15 protein-coding genes, 1 tRNA gene, 1 other RNA gene and 3 pseudogenes are annotated in these 18,079 nt (G+C 62.6%); 14 read left to right on the forward strand and 6 right to left on the reverse strand.

Annotation, left to right across the window (positions count from 1 at the left end; translation table 11 throughout):
• Positions 1 to 113: 113 nt before the first annotated feature.
• The 5 genes and pseudogenes from J7360_RS21660 to pgaD form a co-directional block, all read left to right on the forward strand.
• Positions 114 to 230 (forward strand): annotated as a pseudogene (locus J7360_RS21660) (tetratricopeptide repeat protein); the annotation flags it as partial.
• Between the two features lie 776 nt (positions 231 to 1,006).
• The gene (locus tag J7360_RS21665; protein WP_343237351.1) at positions 1,007 to 1,582 is read left to right on the forward strand and encodes a hypothetical protein; all 576 of its coding nucleotides are present in this window, start codon (positions 1,007 to 1,009) and stop codon (positions 1,580 to 1,582) included.
• Entirely contained in the window at positions 1,564 to 3,462 is a 1,899-nt protein-coding gene (gene pgaB, locus J7360_RS13725; protein WP_057663941.1) for a poly-beta-1,6-N-acetyl-D-glucosamine N-deacetylase PgaB, read from the forward strand. The genes J7360_RS21665 and pgaB overlap by 19 nt, the downstream gene beginning before the upstream one ends.
• A gap of 3 nt (positions 3,463 to 3,465) precedes the next feature.
• The gene (gene pgaC, locus J7360_RS13730) at positions 3,466 to 4,719 is read left to right on the forward strand and encodes a poly-beta-1,6-N-acetyl-D-glucosamine synthase (protein ID WP_209034081.1); all 1,254 of its coding nucleotides are present in this window, start codon (positions 3,466 to 3,468) and stop codon (positions 4,717 to 4,719) included.
• Positions 4,716 to 5,162: a poly-beta-1,6-N-acetyl-D-glucosamine biosynthesis protein PgaD gene (gene pgaD, locus J7360_RS13735; RefSeq protein WP_022559030.1), complete on the forward strand. Its 447-nt coding sequence runs from the start codon at positions 4,716 to 4,718 to the stop codon at positions 5,160 to 5,162. Before pgaC ends, pgaD begins: the two co-directional genes overlap by 4 nt.
• 654 nt (positions 5,163 to 5,816) lie before the next feature.
• Here pgaD and J7360_RS13740 read toward each other — a convergent pair.
• The 3 genes and pseudogenes from J7360_RS13740 to J7360_RS13750 all read right to left on the reverse strand — a co-directional run bounded on the left by J7360_RS13740 (position 5,817) and on the right by J7360_RS13750 (position 8,460).
• Positions 5,817 to 6,284: a hypothetical protein gene (locus J7360_RS13740; RefSeq protein WP_101062272.1), complete on the reverse strand. Its 468-nt coding sequence runs from the start codon at positions 6,282 to 6,284 to the stop codon at positions 5,817 to 5,819.
• A gap of 10 nt (positions 6,285 to 6,294) precedes the next feature.
• Positions 6,295 to 7,203 (reverse strand): sel1 repeat family protein, encoded by a 909-nt coding sequence (locus tag J7360_RS13745; RefSeq protein WP_209034083.1) that lies wholly within the window; start codon positions 7,201 to 7,203, stop codon positions 6,295 to 6,297.
• A gap of 157 nt (positions 7,204 to 7,360) precedes the next feature.
• Positions 7,361 to 8,460, reverse strand: a pseudogene (locus tag J7360_RS13750) (IS3 family transposase).
• A 171-nt stretch (positions 8,461 to 8,631) separates the two neighbouring features.
• Between J7360_RS13750 and J7360_RS13755 the strand changes: the two are divergent.
• Positions 8,632 to 9,108 carry a hypothetical protein gene (locus tag J7360_RS13755; RefSeq protein WP_209034085.1) on the forward strand — a complete coding sequence of 159 codons (477 nt, stop codon included), beginning with the start codon at positions 8,632 to 8,634 and terminating at the stop codon, positions 9,106 to 9,108.
• Positions 9,109 to 9,219: 111 nt separating this feature from the next.
• On the opposite strand, the gene J7360_RS13760 is transcribed toward J7360_RS13755, so the two are convergent.
• Positions 9,220 to 9,296, reverse strand: a tRNA-Arg gene (locus tag J7360_RS13760).
• A gap of 138 nt (positions 9,297 to 9,434) precedes the next feature.
• Here J7360_RS13760 and J7360_RS13765 point away from each other — a divergent pair.
• The gene (locus J7360_RS13765; protein ID WP_057664228.1) at positions 9,435 to 10,967 is read left to right on the forward strand and encodes an aldehyde dehydrogenase family protein; all 1,533 of its coding nucleotides are present in this window, start codon (positions 9,435 to 9,437) and stop codon (positions 10,965 to 10,967) included.
• 167 nt (positions 10,968 to 11,134) lie between these two features.
• Here J7360_RS13765 and J7360_RS13770 read toward each other — a convergent pair whose 3' ends face one another.
• Positions 11,135 to 11,344 (reverse strand): hypothetical protein, encoded by a 210-nt coding sequence (locus J7360_RS13770; protein ID WP_139792658.1) that lies wholly within the window; start codon positions 11,342 to 11,344, stop codon positions 11,135 to 11,137.
• 204 nt (positions 11,345 to 11,548) lie between these two features.
• On the opposite strand from J7360_RS13770, the gene J7360_RS13775 reads away from it, so the two are divergent.
• The 7 genes and pseudogenes from J7360_RS13775 (at position 11,549) to J7360_RS13805 (ending at position 17,944) form a co-directional block, all read left to right on the forward strand.
• A complete protein-coding gene (locus J7360_RS13775) occupies positions 11,549 to 11,833 on the forward strand; it encodes a DUF4190 domain-containing protein (protein WP_057664237.1) in 285 nt (94 codons plus the stop codon).
• A 2-nt stretch (positions 11,834 to 11,835) separates the two neighbouring features.
• Complete coding sequence (locus J7360_RS13780) at positions 11,836 to 12,603, forward strand: class I SAM-dependent methyltransferase (protein ID WP_057664225.1); 768 nt, start codon at positions 11,836 to 11,838, stop codon at positions 12,601 to 12,603.
• A gap of 5 nt (positions 12,604 to 12,608) precedes the next feature.
• The gene (locus tag J7360_RS13785; protein ID WP_007965740.1) at positions 12,609 to 13,664 is read left to right on the forward strand and encodes a quinone-dependent dihydroorotate dehydrogenase; all 1,056 of its coding nucleotides are present in this window, start codon (positions 12,609 to 12,611) and stop codon (positions 13,662 to 13,664) included.
• Positions 13,661 to 14,713: a UDP-N-acetylmuramate dehydrogenase gene (gene murB / locus J7360_RS13790; protein ID WP_057664223.1), complete on the forward strand. Its 1,053-nt coding sequence runs from the start codon at positions 13,661 to 13,663 to the stop codon at positions 14,711 to 14,713. Before J7360_RS13785 ends, murB begins: the two co-directional genes overlap by 4 nt.
• Positions 14,707 to 15,618 carry a DMT family transporter gene (locus tag J7360_RS13795; RefSeq protein WP_209034087.1) on the forward strand — a complete coding sequence of 304 codons (912 nt, stop codon included), beginning with the start codon at positions 14,707 to 14,709 and terminating at the stop codon, positions 15,616 to 15,618. The genes murB and J7360_RS13795 overlap by 7 nt, the downstream gene beginning before the upstream one ends.
• Positions 15,619 to 15,761: 143 nt before the next feature.
• Positions 15,762 to 16,466, forward strand: a pseudogene (locus tag J7360_RS13800) (aspartate/glutamate racemase family protein).
• 194 nt (positions 16,467 to 16,660) lie between these two features.
• On the forward strand, positions 16,661 to 17,944 hold the full coding sequence (locus tag J7360_RS13805) for an MFS transporter (protein ID WP_057664218.1): 1,284 nt from the start codon (positions 16,661 to 16,663) through the stop codon (positions 17,942 to 17,944).
• 3 nt (positions 17,945 to 17,947) lie between these two features.
• Here J7360_RS13805 and J7360_RS13810 read toward each other — a convergent pair.
• A non-coding RNA gene (locus tag J7360_RS13810) (sX9 sRNA) lies at positions 17,948 to 18,025 on the reverse strand.
• Between the last annotated feature and the right edge of the window lie 54 nt (positions 18,026 to 18,079).

An 18,079-nucleotide genomic window follows, 5' to 3' on the forward strand; every position in this document is an offset into this window, starting at 1 on the left:
ATTAAAAGTGCTGGTGACAGCGGCACCGCGATGTGATCGCCAACTATCAGGCGCTGCGTGCAGAAGGCGTCGATGTGCCGGGATACGTGCTGCCGACGGTGGGCGATTCGCTGATGGGGCTGCGCCGCCCTGCCGAAGCCGAAAGCGTACTTCGTCAAGCATTGCAGCACTCACCGAACGACTTCAATACGCAATTGCTGCTGGCCTACGCATTACTGGAGCAGGAACGCTTCGATGAAGCAATGCCGCTATTCGAATCACTTGCCGCCACGCAAGCCCCATGGCCGCGTCGGGAAGGTGCCACCAGCGGTTACGAAAACTGGGACCGCTTCAGCGCCGATATCGCGCTGGCTACCGCACGTTCTGCGGCCAACGATAATCGCGGTGCGGAGGCATTGCTGCGCGAGCGTGCGGCCATTGGCCCGGATAATGCCGAGCTACAAGCGGCACTGGCATCGATCGAAGCGCGTCGCGGCCAGACCACGCAGGCACTGCAGCGCAATCGGATGGCGTTGACGCTGGATCCGCATCAGAAACAGGCGCGCAGCGGCGTGGTGGAAGCGCAACGCGATCTGGACCGCCTGGATCTTGCGGACGCCGCATTCGCGTCGCTGCAACCGGAGTATCCGGACGACGCCGGCCTGCAACGGCTTGGCGCATCGCTGGAACGTCAACGAGGCTGGCAGGTGCACCTGAGCCATGCATGGGGGCACAGCGAGAACGACACGCCGACCAACAGCACCTCGCCGCTCGGCAATCATTTCGGCAGTTCATTGCTGGAAGCCGAATCGCCGTTGCTGGGCGAGCGTTGGCGCGTGGGCCTGCGCGCACGCGACGATTGGGCGGATTTCCAGGACACCCGCGTGCGTTATCGCAGCTTCTGGCTGGGTACGCATTACCGCTACGACCGCCTGGATTTCAGCGCGTATGGCGGCCGCGCCCTCGATGATTTCGATCGCGACGGCACTGCCTGGGCACTGGATGCCGGCTGGCGCTTTTCCGATGCGTGGTATGGCAGCGTCGCCTGGCGCACGCGCGACCCGGAGGCCTCGCTGCAGGCGCGCCGCCTGGGCATCACCGGCGACAGCATCGGCGCTTTCGTCGCTGGACGCCCAGCGACGAAAGCCGCTGGGAACTGCAGGCGCGCCAGTTGCGTTATAGCGACGGCAATCGACGCGATCAGCTGGATCTTTCCGGCAGCCAACGCATGTGGGCCAACCCGCATGTCCTGGTCGATGGACTGTTCGCCGCCTCGGCCGGGCGCGCCGAAGACGACCGCGCGGTCGATTACTTCAATCCACGCCATAGCTCTGCAGTTGCCGCCGGCGTACGGATCGAACAGATCGGCTGGCGCCGGTACGACGATGCGTTTCGGCAGCGACTGGAAGTGACGGCCGGGCCGACCTACCAGTCCGGCTTCGGCAGCCGCTGGGTACCTGCGCTGGCCTATCGCCATCTGTGGTCGCTGGGCGATGGCAGCGCATTGAGCTACGGCGTGAGTTGGTCGCGCCCGGTCTACGACGGCCAGCGCGAACAGCAACTTGGATTGGATTTGGATTTCCGATGGGGAGGTACGCCGTGATCCGCCTGCCGCTGCTGCTGGTCGCACTGCTGCTGATGACGTTTGCCTCATCGGCGCAGGCGGGCCTGCTGGTGCTCAGCTACCACGACATTCGCGACGACGTCGCGGCCAAGGGCGACCCCGATCGCTATGCGGTGTCCACCAGCAATTTCGCCGCGCATCTGGATTGGCTGCGCTCGCATGCGTACCACCCGGTCAGCGTGCAACAGGTGCTCGATGCACGTGCCGGCAAGCGTGCCCTGCCCTCGCGGCCGGTGCTGCTGACCTTCGACGATGGCTTGCGCAGCGTCTATACACGGGCGTTCCCGTTGCTGCAGGCCTACGGCTATCCGGCGCTGGTCGCACCGGTGACCAGTTGGGTGGAACTGCCGGCTGGCCAGGTCGTGCCCTATGGCCCGCGCGATTTCACCCGCGACGATTTCGTCACCTGGGCACAGTTGCGCGAGATGCAGGACAGCGGCCTGGTCGAAATCGGCTCGCACAGCGATGACCTGCATAAAGGCATTCCCGGCAATCCGTTCGGCAATGAAACCCCGGCAGCGGTCACGCGGCGCTGGGATGCCGGCAACGGGTACGAAAGCGAAGCGCATTATCGTCAGCGGATCGAGACCGATCTACGCCATAGTCGCGACGCAATGGTGGCGCATCTGGGCAAACCGCCGCGCGCCATGGTGTGGCCATACGCTGCCTACAACCGCGCCAGCAACGAGATCGCCGCGCGCCTGGGCATGACGCTTAGCTTCGACCTGGAAGGCCGCTCGCACGAAGCCGATATCGGCCAGCAGGGTCGCGACCGGGTAGATGGTCAATCGTTGGCCAGCCTGGGCCGCCTGCTGCTGTTCAACAATCCCGACGTGCGCGATCTCGCTGGCGAACTGCGGCGTGATCTGTCGCGTGACGGCGTGCGTGCGATCCAGGTCGATCTGGATTATGTCTACGACCCGGACCCGGCACAGCTGGAGCGCAACCTTGATGTGCTGGTACAGCGCGTCAAGGACATCGGCCCCAGCCATGTGTTCTTGCAAGCCTTTGCCGACCCGGATGGCGATGGCGCTGCAGATGCGCTGTATTTCCCCAACCGCCATCTCCCGATGCGCGCGGATCTGTTCGGGCGCGTCGCCTGGCAGCTGCGCACGCGTGCCGGCGTACGTGTATTCGCCTGGTTGCCGGTGCTCGGCTTCCATTTGCCCGACGCGCAGCAACAAGCCGCATTGCAGATTCGTGGTAACGACCCCAAGGATGTGCCGCGCCTGGATCCAGGCAACCCGCGCACCCGCCAGCTGGTGGCAGACATCTACGAAGACCTCGCGGCTAATACCTACTTCGAAGGTCTGTTGTTCCATGACGATGCCTATCTGCGCGACGATGAAATACCGGCCTACGGCAATGGCGACCCGGCCAAGCGCACGCAGCAACTGATCGGCTTTACCCAGGAACTGAAAGCCGCCGCCGAACGCTGGCGGCCGAAGTTGGTGACGGTGCGCAATCTGTTCGCACAGCCGGTGCTGGAACCGCACAGCGAGGCCTGGTTCGCGCAGCGTCTGGAAGCCTTTGCCAGCGCGTACGACTACACCGCGCTGATGGCGATGCCATACATGGAGCAAGCCAACGACGCGAATGCCTGGCTCACGCAGTTGGCCACACGCGTCGGCCAACTGCCGCGCGGTTTCGACAAGACCATCTTCGAACTGCAGACGGTCGACTGGCGCAGCGGCAAACCGCTGTCCGACGGTGTGTTGCTCGCACACAGCAAGCTGCTGCTGGCAGCCGGCGTGCGTCATCTGGCGTATTACCCCGACGATTTCATCGGTGGTCATCCGTCTCTGCCCGAAGCGCGCGAAGCCATCTCGGCTCGCCAATTCCCCTATCTCGAGCGATGACCGATGACGACCAGCCTCCTACTGGCCGCCCTGTTCAACTTTGCGTTTTATTACCCGATCATCATGGCGTTCTTCTGGATGATCGGCGGCATCTACTACCACCTGCGCCGTGAGCGCGGCACGCCCGGTCCATCCAAGCCACCGCCGATGGCCAGCGAGCCGTTCGTCTCGATCCTGATGCCCTGCTACAACGAGGCCAAGCAAGTTGCCGAGACCATCGCGGCGATGAGCGCGCAGCAGTACGCAGACTTCGAGATCATTGCCATCAACGACGGCAGCACCGACCGCACTGCCGAAGTACTCGACGACCTCACCCACCACCACCCGCGCCTGCGCGTCGTGCATCTGGAGCAGAACCACGGCAAGGCCAACGCGTTGCGCGTCGGCACGCTGGCCGCGCGCTCGGACTATCTGGTGTGCGTGGACGCCGATGCAATCCTGGACCCGAACGCAACGCGCTGGATGGTCGGCCACCTGATCGCCGGCCCACGCGTGGGCGGCGTTACCGGCAATCCGCGCGTGCGCAACCGCACCACGCTGATGGGCCGCATGCAGGTGGGCGAATTTTCCGCCATCGTCGGGCTGATCAAACGCGCGCAACGCGTGTACGGACGGCTGTTTACCGTGTCTGGTGTGATCTGCGCGTTCCGTCGCTCGGCGCTGCATCACGTCGGCTTCTGGTCCGACAACATGGTGACCGAGGACATCGACATTTCCTGGCGCCTGCAGCTGGACGGCTGGGATATCCGCTACGAACCCAATGCGTTGTGCTGGATCCTGATGCCGGAAACCTTTCGCGGCCTGTGGATGCAGCGCCTGCGCTGGGCGCGCGGCGGTGTCGAGGTGTTGCTGAGCCATGGCCGCCGTGCGCTGGAATGGCGCAGCCGGCGTATGTGGGCAGTGCTGCTGGAATACGCGCTGAGCCTGGCCTGGGCGTACGCCATGCTGCTCATCATCGTGCTGTGGCTGCTCGGCAAGTTCATTGCGCTGCCGCCGGCCCTGTATGTCGACACCATCCTGCCGCGCTGGCATGGCCTTGTGCTGGCCGTGGTCTGCCTGCTGCAGTTCGCCACCAGTCTGATGATCGAACGCCGCTACGAAAAAGGCCTGGCTTGCCAGTTCTTCTGGGTGATCTGGTACCCGGCCGCGTTCTGGATGATCGGTATGCTCACCGCCGTCATCGCCTTCCCACGTGCCCTGCTAGCGCGCCGCAACAAGCGCGCTCGCTGGAAAAGCCCCGACCGAGGAATCCAATGACCCCGCCCATCATCAACCTGCCGCAACGCCTCGGCCGCTCGCGCCGCCTCGCCTACGGCGCCGCCACCGCCGGCGCATGGATGGTCTACTTCTATCTGTGGGCACCACTGGCAACGCTGATCGCCTGGTTTTTCGGCCTGCGCAGCGCCTATACCGAGCTCTATCTGCAACACAACGCGCTGGACCCGTTCGCTTTGGGCTCCCTACCGGTGATCGCCTTGATGAGCGCCGTCACCACGGTTGGCTGGGCCGAATACAACCGCCTGCGCTTCGTCAACGCCGACAAGCGCAAGCGTCCGCGCACCGTCGCCGAACCCGACGTCGACCAGCGCCTCGGCGCCACCGAACAACTCGGCACCCTGCTGCGGCATAGTCGCATCTCCTCGGTGGCAATGGACAAGTTTGCACGGCCGGTGGCGGTGCGGGTGGTGCGACATCGGTAACAGACGCAGCATTGGAGGACCGGTGGAAGACCACGTGGCAGCCTGCACAGGCAGGCCTTGGTTTACGAACACTGGTCAAGCTTGAAGGTTGCGAGGCTGCCACTGTCAAGCCCGCTGCAAACTTTTGAGCAGCCCGTTCAAATCTGACTCAGAGAATTGCGGGGTTCCGGCGAGTTGTGGTTGCTCCCCCGCCCGGCGCTGCCTGAGCGCGGATGAAAATCGAGGCTAGATCGTGCGGCAGATATCCGTTGTCAGGCAGCCATGTGTCGCGCAACCTGATGAGTATAGTTCCTGCAGACATGCGTATGAGGCACGGCATCCGGCCGCTGCGCAAGTTAGAAGCGGCCCTGAGAACTGCTGACCTCGATCTGGTGACCCCGGCCCGATTCGAACGGGCGACTTCCCCTTAGGAGGGGGCTTAGAAGATCATGCAGATAAGGCTCTGCGCCTCTTGTGTGGCTATGCTGTGGCTAAATAGCTTCAGCACCAAGACCCTTCTGCCCGATATGGGTCCAGCGAATCGGTACTTAAGGAGGGTTTACCCGGGTCTGCAAGCTGGCGGCACTATGGAATCGCAATTGTCTGCATAAAGAGACGTGTTTAGCCTTCAAAAAAAGGCCGCTCTCAGAGCGGCCTTTTTTCATGAGCAGAAGCTCATCCCACCGTGACAGTACACTTTGGGCAACCATTTGCCGGCGGAGGCGTCCAACCGCCGCCGCCACCGGTGCCGCCGCCATTGCCGCCGCCACCGCCACCGCCAATACCCGTACCCGCACCGCTACCTGGTGCTACCTGAGTATTCGGCAATGGTACAACGCAGACTGTCCCAGCAAAGCACGCAACCTGTGCTTGCTCTTTGCTTCCATCAGTGTACGTCACAGCAACAACGTCCCCGATGCTGACACTTGTAACTCCATAGGCAGTTTGGTACATACCAACGAGTCCTCGAAGCGCAGCCATCCGCAACTCAACACCGTCACCAATACCTACTCCTTGAGCGGCCGCAACGTTCCGAAAAACGCCAGAGCCAGCATTTATGCCGATCGTCTTTGCCACAGCAACAAACGAGATCGCAATTAAACCCAGAGCCATCAGGCGCTTCTTCAACGATTTCTTTTCCATGAAACTATCCTTAGTTTTTAGATAAAATACTTTTTACTTCCTTGACCTTGCTATCAAGCAAGGCTGCATCGCCCACACCAAGCAGGTTGCTTCGCACATACGATTCAAAGCTTGCACTCGAACACCCGCCGGTATTCATGCAAATCGAATTCATTAAGTCTGATCCCGCATCACAATTCAGACCCATTTGACACGCCGCTATGCTCCAAGCGTAGCCAGAAACTGGCCCCGCCGCGACACTACCATATTCTCCAAGCGACGATATATCGGAATTACCAGCCAATAACTGACCCAATTCAAAAACCGCAGCAGGGTCTCCCGCTACTGCAACCTTATCGACAAAGCCGCGGAGATCCTCCCCGTGCAAAGGTTTTAAGGTTGACATTTGCAAGCGAGCTTGTGCTGCAAGATCGCCCCCTCTTGCAGCTTGCTCCAGCCACAAGTTCCTCGCGTCCAGCGGAACGATTGCTCCACCATCCACTACGGCGCATTCTTCGACATATGCACGTGCCACGTTCATCATTCCCTTCGCATTGCTTTGTGACGTGGCTTGCTTCGCAATCGCCTCATAAGTCCCGAGAAATTTTTGAGGATCTCCACTAACCGCCACGCATCTGCCATAGGCTTCAGAAAGATCACGCTGTGCGGCAGGATCTCCTCGATTAGCTCTTTCTTTCAAGTCCAAAAATTTTTCTAGCGAACTATTGGAATTTGTGACTGGTCTAACAGCTCTCTGATCTGCCCCCGCTTGTACTGCACCAAACTCACCCGCAGAATTGTCGGATGGCAGCGCGTGCGTCTTGGTTGCAGAAACTGATTCGACTGGATGTTCCGCCATGCCGAACTTCCAAAAAATAACTACACCGAGCCCTGCAGCAAGTAATATGCTGCCGCCCCAAGCTAGATACTTTGATTTCATAATCGCTACAGCAGTCCATTGAATTTGACCCGCAGTGGGCCTCCCCTGAACGAGGAGTATGGCAGGTTGTCCATCAGCATCCAATAGATCGATGCTTGAATTTTGCAGCCGTGCAGTGATGCCGGCGTCCCCCGTGAAGCGTCCCCGTTTCTTCGAGTCACTCAGAAGTAGAGGTAGTTTGTAATTGTGCCATTGCGAAGCGGATGGGCGGCAAGCCGTCGAGTGATCGATGTGGTCGTTGGTGGTTGTATCGATGACGCCAGTCCTCGGCCATGCGCCGAACCTGCTCGAGCGTGGTGAACACGAAGCGATCCAGCACTTCTGTGTGGAAAGTTCGGTTGAAGCGTTCGATGTAGGCGTTCTGGGTGGGCTTGCCGGGCTGGATGTGGATCAGGGTGACGCCGTGCTGCTGTGCCCACTGCCTGAGCGCGGCGCTAATGAACTCTGGGCCGTTGTCCAGGCGCAGTCGCCTTGGGGCACCACGCAGCTCGACCAACTCGTCCAGTACACGGATGACCCGTGCCGAGGGCAGGCTGGTGTCGATTTCGATCTTCAACGATTCGCGATTGAAGTCATCGTTGATGTTGAAGGTGCGGAAGCGACGCCCAGACCACAGAGCATCGGACATGAAGTCCGCCGACCAAGTGTGGTTTGCCGCTTGCGGGATCTCCAGCGGCGCGCGGATGCGATCAGGCAGCCGGCGCTTGCCGCGACGTGGAAGGTTGAGCTTGAGCGTGGTTTAGACCCGCCAGGCGCGGGTCTTGCCCTAGTCCCGCGGCCGCAATGCCCACTCCATCAGCAGGCCAAAACCATGTCCGGGGTTGTCCTTCAGGAGCTCCTCGATTGCGGCGATGAGCGGGCCATCGTCGCGCTGGCGCGGACGGTAATGCCGTGCAGATCGGGATAGCTGCAACATCCGATCAGCTCGACGGGCACTGAGGCGGTGAGCGGTTTGCATGGCCAGACTCAATTGCAGTCGACGAGCCTGGCTCAACCTTTTCGCGACAGCACGTCCTTGAGCGCGTGGTGATCCAGTGCCAGCTCGGCATACATGCGCTTCATCCGGGCCAACTCGGCTTCCACGTCCTTCAGATGCCGCAACTGCGATACATCCATGCCGGCATATTTGGACTTCCAGACGTAATCGGTCGGCTCGCTGATCCCGTGCTTGCGACAGGTCTCGCCGACCTTTGCACCGGCCTCGACCTCTTTGAGGATCCGGACCATCTGTTCTTCGGTGAACTTGGACTTCTTCATGCAGAGCTCCTTGGGGTGGAACTCTACTTCCAAGTGGATCGAATTAACGAGGGCGCTTCACCACGTCTTACAGGAATTTTGTTGCGCAACACCCCACCAGAACAAGCTACTTTCAACCAGTTGTGGACATGCTTGAATATGTGGCGCCCACAATAATTGCCCCCCCCTTTCGTGGTAGTAGAAGGCATAACGGATTTTTACGCCCTTTCAATTGCGCTGAAATTTTCAGATAAAATATCTCGCCTAGCGTTCATACCCGGTGTCGGATCTGGAGCATCGGGCCTTCAGATAAGCTTACTTCTGGGCCGTGGGGATGCCTTTACGGTAATGTTAGATGACGATAAAGCCGGAAAAACATCTGCGAATAAATACCGTGCAGAATGGTATCTAACCAATCAGAGTGTTTTTACTGTCGGCGAACTTTTACCGGATTTCAAAAGCAAGAGACTAGAAGGATTTCTATCTGAAGCCCTAGTAGAGGACATTATGGCTCAACAATCACTGACTTCCCGCCCTTCTAAAAAGCAAATCGGCCTATTTCTAGCCGAGAAATTTTCTTCAGGTGCTGAAAAGAACCCTTTCGACAATGAAACACAGTCGAGATTTGAAAAACTCTTACAAGCTCTGCAAGACAGATTCCCGACTTGAGGCAGCCCACATAGTCTAGTCATCGGCTGTGTCCACTGCGTCCATTACCAGCGAACAAGTGGACTCAGGACCGAATTCAGCCAGATAGGTAAGGCTCAAACCATTGATTTCTGGTGACCCCGGCCCGATTCGAACGGGCGACCTTCCCCTTAGGAGGGGGACGCTCTATCCAGCTGAGCTACGGGGCCAAGGGTGGCATTGTCGCACGATCGTTGCGATTGCCAAGCCGGCCGGCGGTGGGCGGCCGGCGGAGCCTGCTAAAATCGGCGGCTACCGTGTTGCGGGTGGCTCTGCCACCACGACCGCCACTGTTTCCAGGAGATCCCATGTCCGCTGACCTGCTCAAGGCGCTCGACCTCGCTGCGTCCAATTCCGGCACCTATCTTGGCGAGGCGACCTGGTCGCAGGCCACCGGCGCCGGGGTGCTGCAGCCGCTCAATCCGACCACCAACGCGGTGATCGCCGAGGTGCAGGCCACCACGCCGGAAGACTACGAGCTGATCGTCCAGCGCGCGCAGGCGGCCTTCAAGGTGTGGCGCACCACGCCGGCGCCGCGTCGCGGTGAAGCCGTGCGTCTGTGCGGCGAGGCGTTGCGTGCGCACAAGGATGCGCTCGGTTCGCTGGTGGCGCTGGAAATGGGCAAGAGCAAGCCCGAAGGCGATGGCGAAGTGCAGGAGATGATCGACATCGCCGACTTTGCCGTGGGCCAGAGCCGCATGCTGTACGGCTACACCATGCATTCGGAGCGCCGCGGCCACCGCATGTACGAGCAGTACCAGCCGCTGGGCCTGGTCGGCATCATCAGTGCGTTCAACTTCCCGGTGGCGGTATGGGCCTGGAATGCGTTTTTGGCGGCGATTTGCGGCGATATCTGCATCTGGAAGCCGTCCAACAAGACGCCGTTGACCGCGATTGCCACGATGAAGATCTGCAACGCGGCACTGAAGGATGCCGGCTTCCCGGACATCTTCTTCCTGATCAACGATGCCGGCACGGCGCTGTCGGAGAAGCTGGTCGAAGACACCCGCGTGCCGTTGATCAGCTTCACCGGTTCGACCCAGATCGGCCGCGTGGTGGCAGAGAAGGTCGCCCGTCGCCTGGGCCGCTGCCTGCTGGAACTGGGCGGCAACAACGCCATCATCCTGGACGAAACCGCCGACCTGAAGCTGGCCATCCCGGGCATCGTGTTCGGCGCCGTCGGCACTGCCGGGCAGCGCTGCACCACCACCCGCCGGCTGATCGTGCACGCTTCCATTTATGACACCGTGCTGGCAACGCTGGTCAAGGCGTACAAGCAGCTCGACAGCAAGATCGGCGACCCGACCGACCCGGCAAACCTGATGGGCCCGCTCAACAGCCAGGGCGCCGTTGCGCAGTTCCTGGACTCGATCGCCAAGGCGAAGGCGGCCGGCGGCACGGTCGAAGTGGGCGGCACGGCGATCGATCGCCCGGGCAACTTCGTGCTGCCGGCGATTGTCACGGGGCTGCAGAACAGCGACGAGGTGGTGCAGCACGAGACCTTTGCGCCGATCCTGTACGTGATGAAGTACAGCACGTTGGATGAGGCGATCGAGCTACAGAACGGCGTGCCGCAGGGCCTGTCGTCATCGATCTTCACCCAGAACCTGAAGGCGGCCGAGAAGTTCCTGTCGGCGGCGGGCAGCGATTGCGGCATCGCCAACGTCAATATCGGTACCTCGGGTGCGGAGATCGGCGGCGCGTTCGGCGGCGAGAAGGAAACCGGCGGCGGGCGCGAGTCCGGCTCGGATGCGTGGAAGGTCTATATGCGTCGCCAGACCAACACCATCAACTACTCCGATTCGTTGCCGCTGGCACAGGGCATCAGGTTCGATCTTTGATCGGAAGCGGCTGGCAAGAGCACCGCGCTGCCGTCAGGCGGACGCGGTCGCTGCCCGGCACGGCACCTGCCATGTGGGCACTCCAGGGCTGAGCGCGCGGCTTGCATCCGCGCCGATTATTCGCTCCGTTTCGCTGATCACTGGAAGACTGTAAGGCTCATCTGGCCTTAGCCGGCGCGTCCTTTTGCGATGCAGCCGTGCTGCGACGACATACGGATGCAGGCTGACATGGACTGGCTGCAGCTCCTGATGCGGGTGGACGTGAAGCCGAAAGCCTGTCTTTGCTGCACGAAGCCGCGCCCGGCCACCACTCTCAGCTTGGATTGCAGCAGCAGCTGCCGACCTGCAAATGACAGCGTCGCAAGCGCGAACCGCATGGCCTGCATCGTCGGCTAAGCCAAGCCGCGTCGCCCATCTGCGATAGCACCAAGGCGGCCAGATCGGACCGTTCAACCCGTCAAATTTGACTCACCACGCCCAGCCGACTGCGTTTGGCCGCAAACGGCACGCCTTTTGCCCGGCGGCTCTGGGATAATCGTGCAACGCCAGCCTTCGGCTGCCTGCTCTTCAAGGAGTTCATGATGAACGTTGTCGTTCGACAGACCAGCGCCATGGCGATCGTCAGCCTGGTTGCCGGCATTCTCGGCTGGACGCTGATCCCGTTCCTGGGCAGCATCTGCGCCATCATTACCGGGCATCTGGCCCGCGCGGAAATCCGCCGCAATCCACAGGCCCTGGACGGCGAAGGCCTGGCCATCGGCGGTCTCATCATGGGCTGGCTGGCAGTGGCGCTCTGGATTGTGGGGATCGCGTTTTTCCTGCTGTTCTTCGGCGGCATGGCCTGGCTTGCGGCCGCCAACAGTTGAGCATGGCCACGCCCTCCTCCGCCCAGCGCTTCAACGACCGCGTGGCGGCCTACGTGCGCTACAGGCCCAGTTACCCGCCGCAGTTGCTGCGCTGGCTGCACGGAGAACTGGGCGTGACGCCCGCAACGGCAGTGGCCGACATCGGCGCCGGCACCGGCATTTCCGGCCGCCTGTTTTTGGAAGCCGGATATGCGGTGACGGCGGTGGAGCCCAACCAGGCCATGCGCGAAGCGGCGCTGCAGTGGCTGGCGGAATACCCTAAGTTTCAGGCGATCGCCGGCACCGCCGAAGCCACCGGGCTGGACGATGCCAGCGTGGGCCTGGTGTCTGCGGCACAAGCCTTCCACTGGTTCGACATGCGGGCCGTGCGCGACGAATGGGCGCGCATCCTGCAACCCGGGGGGCTGGCGGTGGTGTACTGGAATTCGCGCGAACTGGACAGCACCGCGTTCCTGCGCGGTTACGAGCAGTTGCTGCTGGATTACGGCACCGATTATTCCGCAGTGGCCGAGCGGTATCAGGACGATGCCACCATGCAGGCGTGGTTCGGCGAGGGTTTCCGCGCAATGGCGCGTTTCCCGAATGTGCAGCGGCTGGATTTCGAGAGCCTGCGCGGCCGCCTGCTATCGTCCTCTTACGCCCCGCTCGCGCACGACCCACGTCATGCCCCGATGCTTGCCGCGCTACGCACGTTGTTCGATGCGTATGCGTACGATGGGCTGATCGACTTCCAATACCAAACCCGCGTGTTCGCCGGGAGATTGAACTGACCCGCATGTATTCGCTTGCCCGCCCCTTCCTGTTTTCCCTGGATGCCGAGCGCGCCCACGCGCTGGCGTTGCGCTCCATCGACACCGCCTACCGCACCGGCACCACGGCGTTGCTGGCCAGGCGCCCGGTGCCGCTGCCCACCCCGGCTTTCGGCCTGATGTTCCCCAACCCGGTCGGGCTGGGTGCCGGGTTGGACAAGAACGGTGAGCACATCGATGCGTTATTTGCGCTGGGCTTTGGCTTTGTCGAGATCGGCACGGTGACGCCGCGCGCGCAGGAGGGCAACCCGAAGCCACGTATGTTCCGATTGCCGGAATACCAGGCGGTGATCAACCGCATGGGCTTCAACAATCTGGGCGTGGATGCGCTGGTGGCCAACGTGCAGCGCGCACGCCGCACGGCAGGCCTGCTCGGCATCAACATCGGCAAGAACAAGGACACGCCCAACGAGGAGGCCACCAGCGACTACCGTTACTGCATGGAGCGCGTGTATCCGCTGGCCGACTACATCACGGTCAACATCTCCTCGCCCAACACCGCAGGCTTGCGCGAGTTGCAGGAAGAACAATCGCTGCGCCGCCTGATTTCCGACTTGCGCGAAACCCAGGAAGCGCTAAGCGCGCAGCATGGCAAACGTGTGCCGATGCTGGTCAAGGTGGCGCCGGACCTCAACGACCGCGACATCGATGCCGCCGCACGCGTGCTGGCCGACCTGGCAGTGGATGGCGTGATCGCCACCAATACCACGGTGACGCGCACGCTGGTGGCCAATCACCCGCTGGCTGCCGAAGCCGGTGGTCTGTCCGGCGCGCCGCTGCTGGGGCAATCCACGCTGGTGCTGCGGCGCCTGCGCGCGCGCCTGCCCGAATCGATTCCGTTGATTGGCGTGGGCGGCATCAACTCCGGCGCCGATGCGGTGGCCAAGATGGCAGCCGGTGCGAGCCTGGTGCAGTGCTACAGCGGGTTGGTGTATCGCGGCCCGCAGCTCATCGGCGAATGCGTCAACGCCATCCGACGCCGCCGCGAAGCGCCCAGCGGCGGTGCGGTGTCGCCGTTATGAGCGATGCAGTGCAGACAGGCTGGCAGCTGAGCGAACAGGCGCCGCTGCGTGCGCTCAACACCTTCCATGTCGAAGCCACCGCGCGCTGGTTGCTCAATGTCCACGCGCCTGAGGCATTGCCGCAGGCATTGGCTGCGCCCGAGATCGCCGGACAACCGTTGCTGGTGCTGGGCAGCGGCAGCAATGTCTTGCTGGCCGGCGATCCGCCAGGCTGCGTGCTGTGTTTCGACAACCGCGAGACGTCCATCATCGCGCACCGTGCCGACCACGCCATCGTGCGGGCCGGCGCCGGCGTGAACTGGCATGCGCTGGTGCTGTATGCGCTGCAGCAGGGCTTGTCGGGGCTGGAAAACCTGGCACTGATTCCGGGCACCGTGGGCGCCTGCCCGATCCAGAACATTGGCGCGTACGGCGCGCAGGTGGGCGACTTCATCCACGTGGTGGAAGCCTTCGACCGGCATAGCCAGCAGTTCGTGCGGCTGGATGCGGCCGACTGCGCGTTCGGCTACCGCGACAGCGTGTTCAAGCAGCAGCCCGAGCGTTATCTGATCGTGGCGGTGGAATTCAATCTACCGCTGCTGCACGAACTGCGGCTGGACTACGCCGGCATTCGCGAGGAACTGGCAGGCATGGGCGCCGAACTGGCAGGCGCGGCCGATGTGGCGCAGGCGGTGATCAACATCCGTCGCCGCAAGCTGCCGGACCCGGATGTGCTGGGCAATGCGGGCAGTTTCTTCAAGAACCCATTGCTGCCGAGCGAGCAGATTGCCGCGTTGCAGGCCAGCTTTGCCGACATGCCGGTGTATCCGGGCGAGCAGGCCGGCCAGGGCAAATTGTCGGCCGCCTGGCTGATCGAGCAATGCGGCTGGAAGGGCAAGCGCGAAGGCGACGCGGGCGTGTCGCCCGACCACGCGCTGGTGCTGGTCAATTACGGCACCGCCACGGGCGCGCAGTTGCTGGATTTCGCGCGACGCATCGCCGAGTCGGTGCGCGAGCGCTATTCGGTGATTCTGGAGCCGGAACCGCGCATCATCGGGGCGCATTGGTGACGCCAGCGCAGGTTTCGCAGCGAGCCGCGCTGTGGATGCTCACCAGTACCGTCGCCTTCGGGCTGATGGCAATCACCATCCGCCTGGCCTCGAGCACCATTGCCACCGCCGAGATCGCATTTTTCCGCAATGCGTTCGGGTTGCTGACGTTGTTGCCGTTGATCCTGCGGCCGGGCAAGCCGCTGCCGCGCACGCGGCAATTGCCGCGGTACTTCGCCCGTACCTTGATCGGCCTGGCCTCGATGCTGTGCGGGTTTTGGGCGATCGGCCATCTGCCCCTGTCGCAGGCCATCTCGCTCTCCTACTCCACGCCGTTATTCGTCACGGTGCTGGCAGTGGTGTGGCTGCATGAGCAGGTACGGCTGCGGCGATGGCTGGCGGTGGCGGCGGGTTTTATCGGCGTGCTGGTGATCCTGCGGCCGGGCTCGTCCACGTTCACGCCCGGCTTGCTGATTGCGCTGCTGGCTGCGGTCATCAGCGCCATCGTCGCGATCCAGATCAAACAGCTCTCGCGCAGCGACGACTCCGACACGGTGGTGTTCTACACCTACGTGTTCTGGGTGCCGATGTCGCTGATTCCGGCGCTGTTCCAATGGACATGGCCGCAGGGCATCGACTGGGTATGGCTGGTGGCCACTGGCATCTTCGGCACCGCCGGGCAGTTGTTCTGGACGCGCGCACTCAAGCTGGGCGAAGTCTCTGCGCTGCAGCCGATCAGCTTCATGCAACTGCCGTTGGTGGCGCTGCTGGGCTGGTGGCTGTTCGGCGAGGCGATCGAACGCCACACCGTGATCGGTGCGGCCATCATCGTCGGCGCCAACGTCTATATCGCCCATCGCGAAACCGTGCTGGCGCGTCGCGCTGCGACGCATGCGCCGGTGGAAGGCGCCAAGCCGGGCGAATGAGCGACGCTCCCTGAGCTGGCTGCGCGTGGTCGGGCATGCCTCTTGTCGGTACTGCCGACGTACACTTCGTTCGTAATGCGCAGTGCACGCTCTGCACTGCACGTCGAGCGATCCGTCATCCAATGCACTGTCACGGAGTTCGCATGCCGGTTCCAAGCAAGACACTCGGTTTGATCGGTGGAATGAGCTGGGAATCCACGCTGCCCTACTACCGCATCATCAATCAGCGCGTCCGCCATGCATGCGGCGGCCTGCATTCGGCGAAGCTGCTGCTGTATAGCGTCAATTTCCACGAGATCGAGCGACTGCAGCACACCGGCGATTGGGATGGCGCTGGCCAGGCGATGGCAGCCGCCGCGCGTGCGCTGCAGGCAGCAGGCGCCGACTTCATCGTGCTATGCACCAACACCATGCACTGCGTTGCCGACGCGATTACCGCCGCGACGCCACTGCCGCTGCTGCATATCGCCGATGCCACCGCCGATGCGCTCGTCGCAGCGGGCATCAGCCGGATCGGATTGCTCGGCACGCGCTTCACCATGGAGCAGCCGTTCTATCGCCAGCGCCTGCAGGCACGTGGCCTGGACGTGCTGGTGCCCCCGGCCGAAGCACGCGCGCAGCTGCATCGCGTGATCTACGACGAACTCTGCCAGGGCGTGATCAAGCCCGAATCGCGCCAATAGGTCTGCCAGGTCATGACCGAGCTCGGCCAGCACGGTGCGCAAGCGATCATCCTGGGCTGCACCGAGATTTCGCTGCTGGTGGACAGCACCGATGCGCAACTGCCGCTGTTCGACACCACCGCACTGCATGCCGAGGCAGCGGCGCTGGCGAGCGTGTCCGGCTGATCCGCAGCGAAGGCCCGGACGCGTGCGGCAACCGAAGCCCGCAGGCGTGTTCGCCCCAGGCCTGATAGGTGCCATCGGCATTTCATTGCCGAAAACGGCGTAGCGACGGCCCCGCCCGGCAGCTAGCATTGCCTGCTCGGCGCATCAGCAGGCTTCAATGGCAATGCGCGCCACCCGCGACAGGATGCGATTGCATGACCACCCATGCCCCACCAACGCAGCTCACCCGCAGCGATTACAAAACGCTGGGCTTGTCCGCGCTGGGCGGCGCGCTGGAGTTCTACGACTTCATCATCTTCATTTTTTTCGCCAAGGTGCTGGGCGAGTTGTTCTTTCCGCCAGGCATCCCGGAGTGGACGCGGCAGCTGCAGACATTCGGCATCTTTGCGGCCGGCTACCTGATCCGCCCGTTGGGCGGCATCGTGATGGCCCACTTCGGCGATCTGCTTGGTCGCAAGCGCATGTTCGCGCTGAGCATCGGATTGATGGCACTGCCTACATTGGCCATTGGCGTGCTGCCGACCTACGCGCAGATCGGCGTGGCCGCACCGCTGCTGCTGTTGACGATGCGCCTGCTGCAGGGTGCCGCCATCGGTGGCGAAGTTCCCAGTGCGTGGGTGTTCGTGGCAGAACACGTGCCGGCACGGCGCACAGGGCTGGCCTGCGGCACCTTGACCGCTGGCCTGGCTGCTGGCGTGCTGCTTGGCTCGCTGAGTGCCGGCGCACTGAATCGTGCGTTTTCTCCGGACCAAATCGCCGGGTACGCCTGGCGCCTGCCGTTTCTGGCCGGCGGCATCTTCGGGCTGCTGTCGGTGTACTTGCGGCGCTGGCTGCATGAAACGCCAGTGTTCGCCGAACTGGTTGCCATGCGCGCACTGGCACGCGAAACGCCAGTGAAGGTGGTACTGCGCGATCACCCGCGCAGTCTGGCAATGTCGCTGTGGCTGACCTGGGTGATCGCCGCTGCAGTGCTGGTGGTGTCGCTGATGACACCCACGCTGCTGCAGAGTGCATACGGCTACCCGGCACCGGTGGCGTTGCAGGCCAATCTTCTGGCAGTGCTGCTGCAGGCGGTCGGCTCGGTGGTGGCCGGGGCACTGTCGGATCGTTGGGGCAACGGGCGTGTGCTGCTGGCCGGAAGCGTGCTTCTGGGCGTCAGCGCATGGCTGTTCTACCGCCTTGCGGGCGTCCCGTACCTGCTGTTCCCGCTGTATGCCCTGCTCGGCGCTGCACTGGGCGTGCTGGGTGCGATTCCGCGGGTGATGGTCGAGGCGTTTCCACCGGTGGTTCGCCTGTCCGGGGTGTCGTTCGCCTACAACCTGGGCTATGCCGTGTTCGGCGGCCTGACTCCGCTGCTGGTGGTGATGCTGCTCAAGCAGCACCCGATGGGGCCGGCGTACTACGTGATCTTGCTGGCTTCCATCGGCGCCATCGTTGGCGCCCGGCTATCGCAACGGGAGCGTACCCGTCGCTGGTAGAGCGGCTAACAAAAACGGGGCCGGCAGTGGTCAGGTGGGCGTGGACGACGCGCCTAGAACTGGAGTGTTCGAGTGGTACCTGCTCGATTCCGAGCACCGGTCACGCCCGCCTGGCAGCTGTGCAGTAGTTTTGTC

The organism is Xanthomonas sp. D-99, from assembly GCF_017746145.1.
Classification (GTDB): Bacteria; Pseudomonadota; Gammaproteobacteria; order Xanthomonadales; family Xanthomonadaceae; genus Xanthomonas; species Xanthomonas cissicola.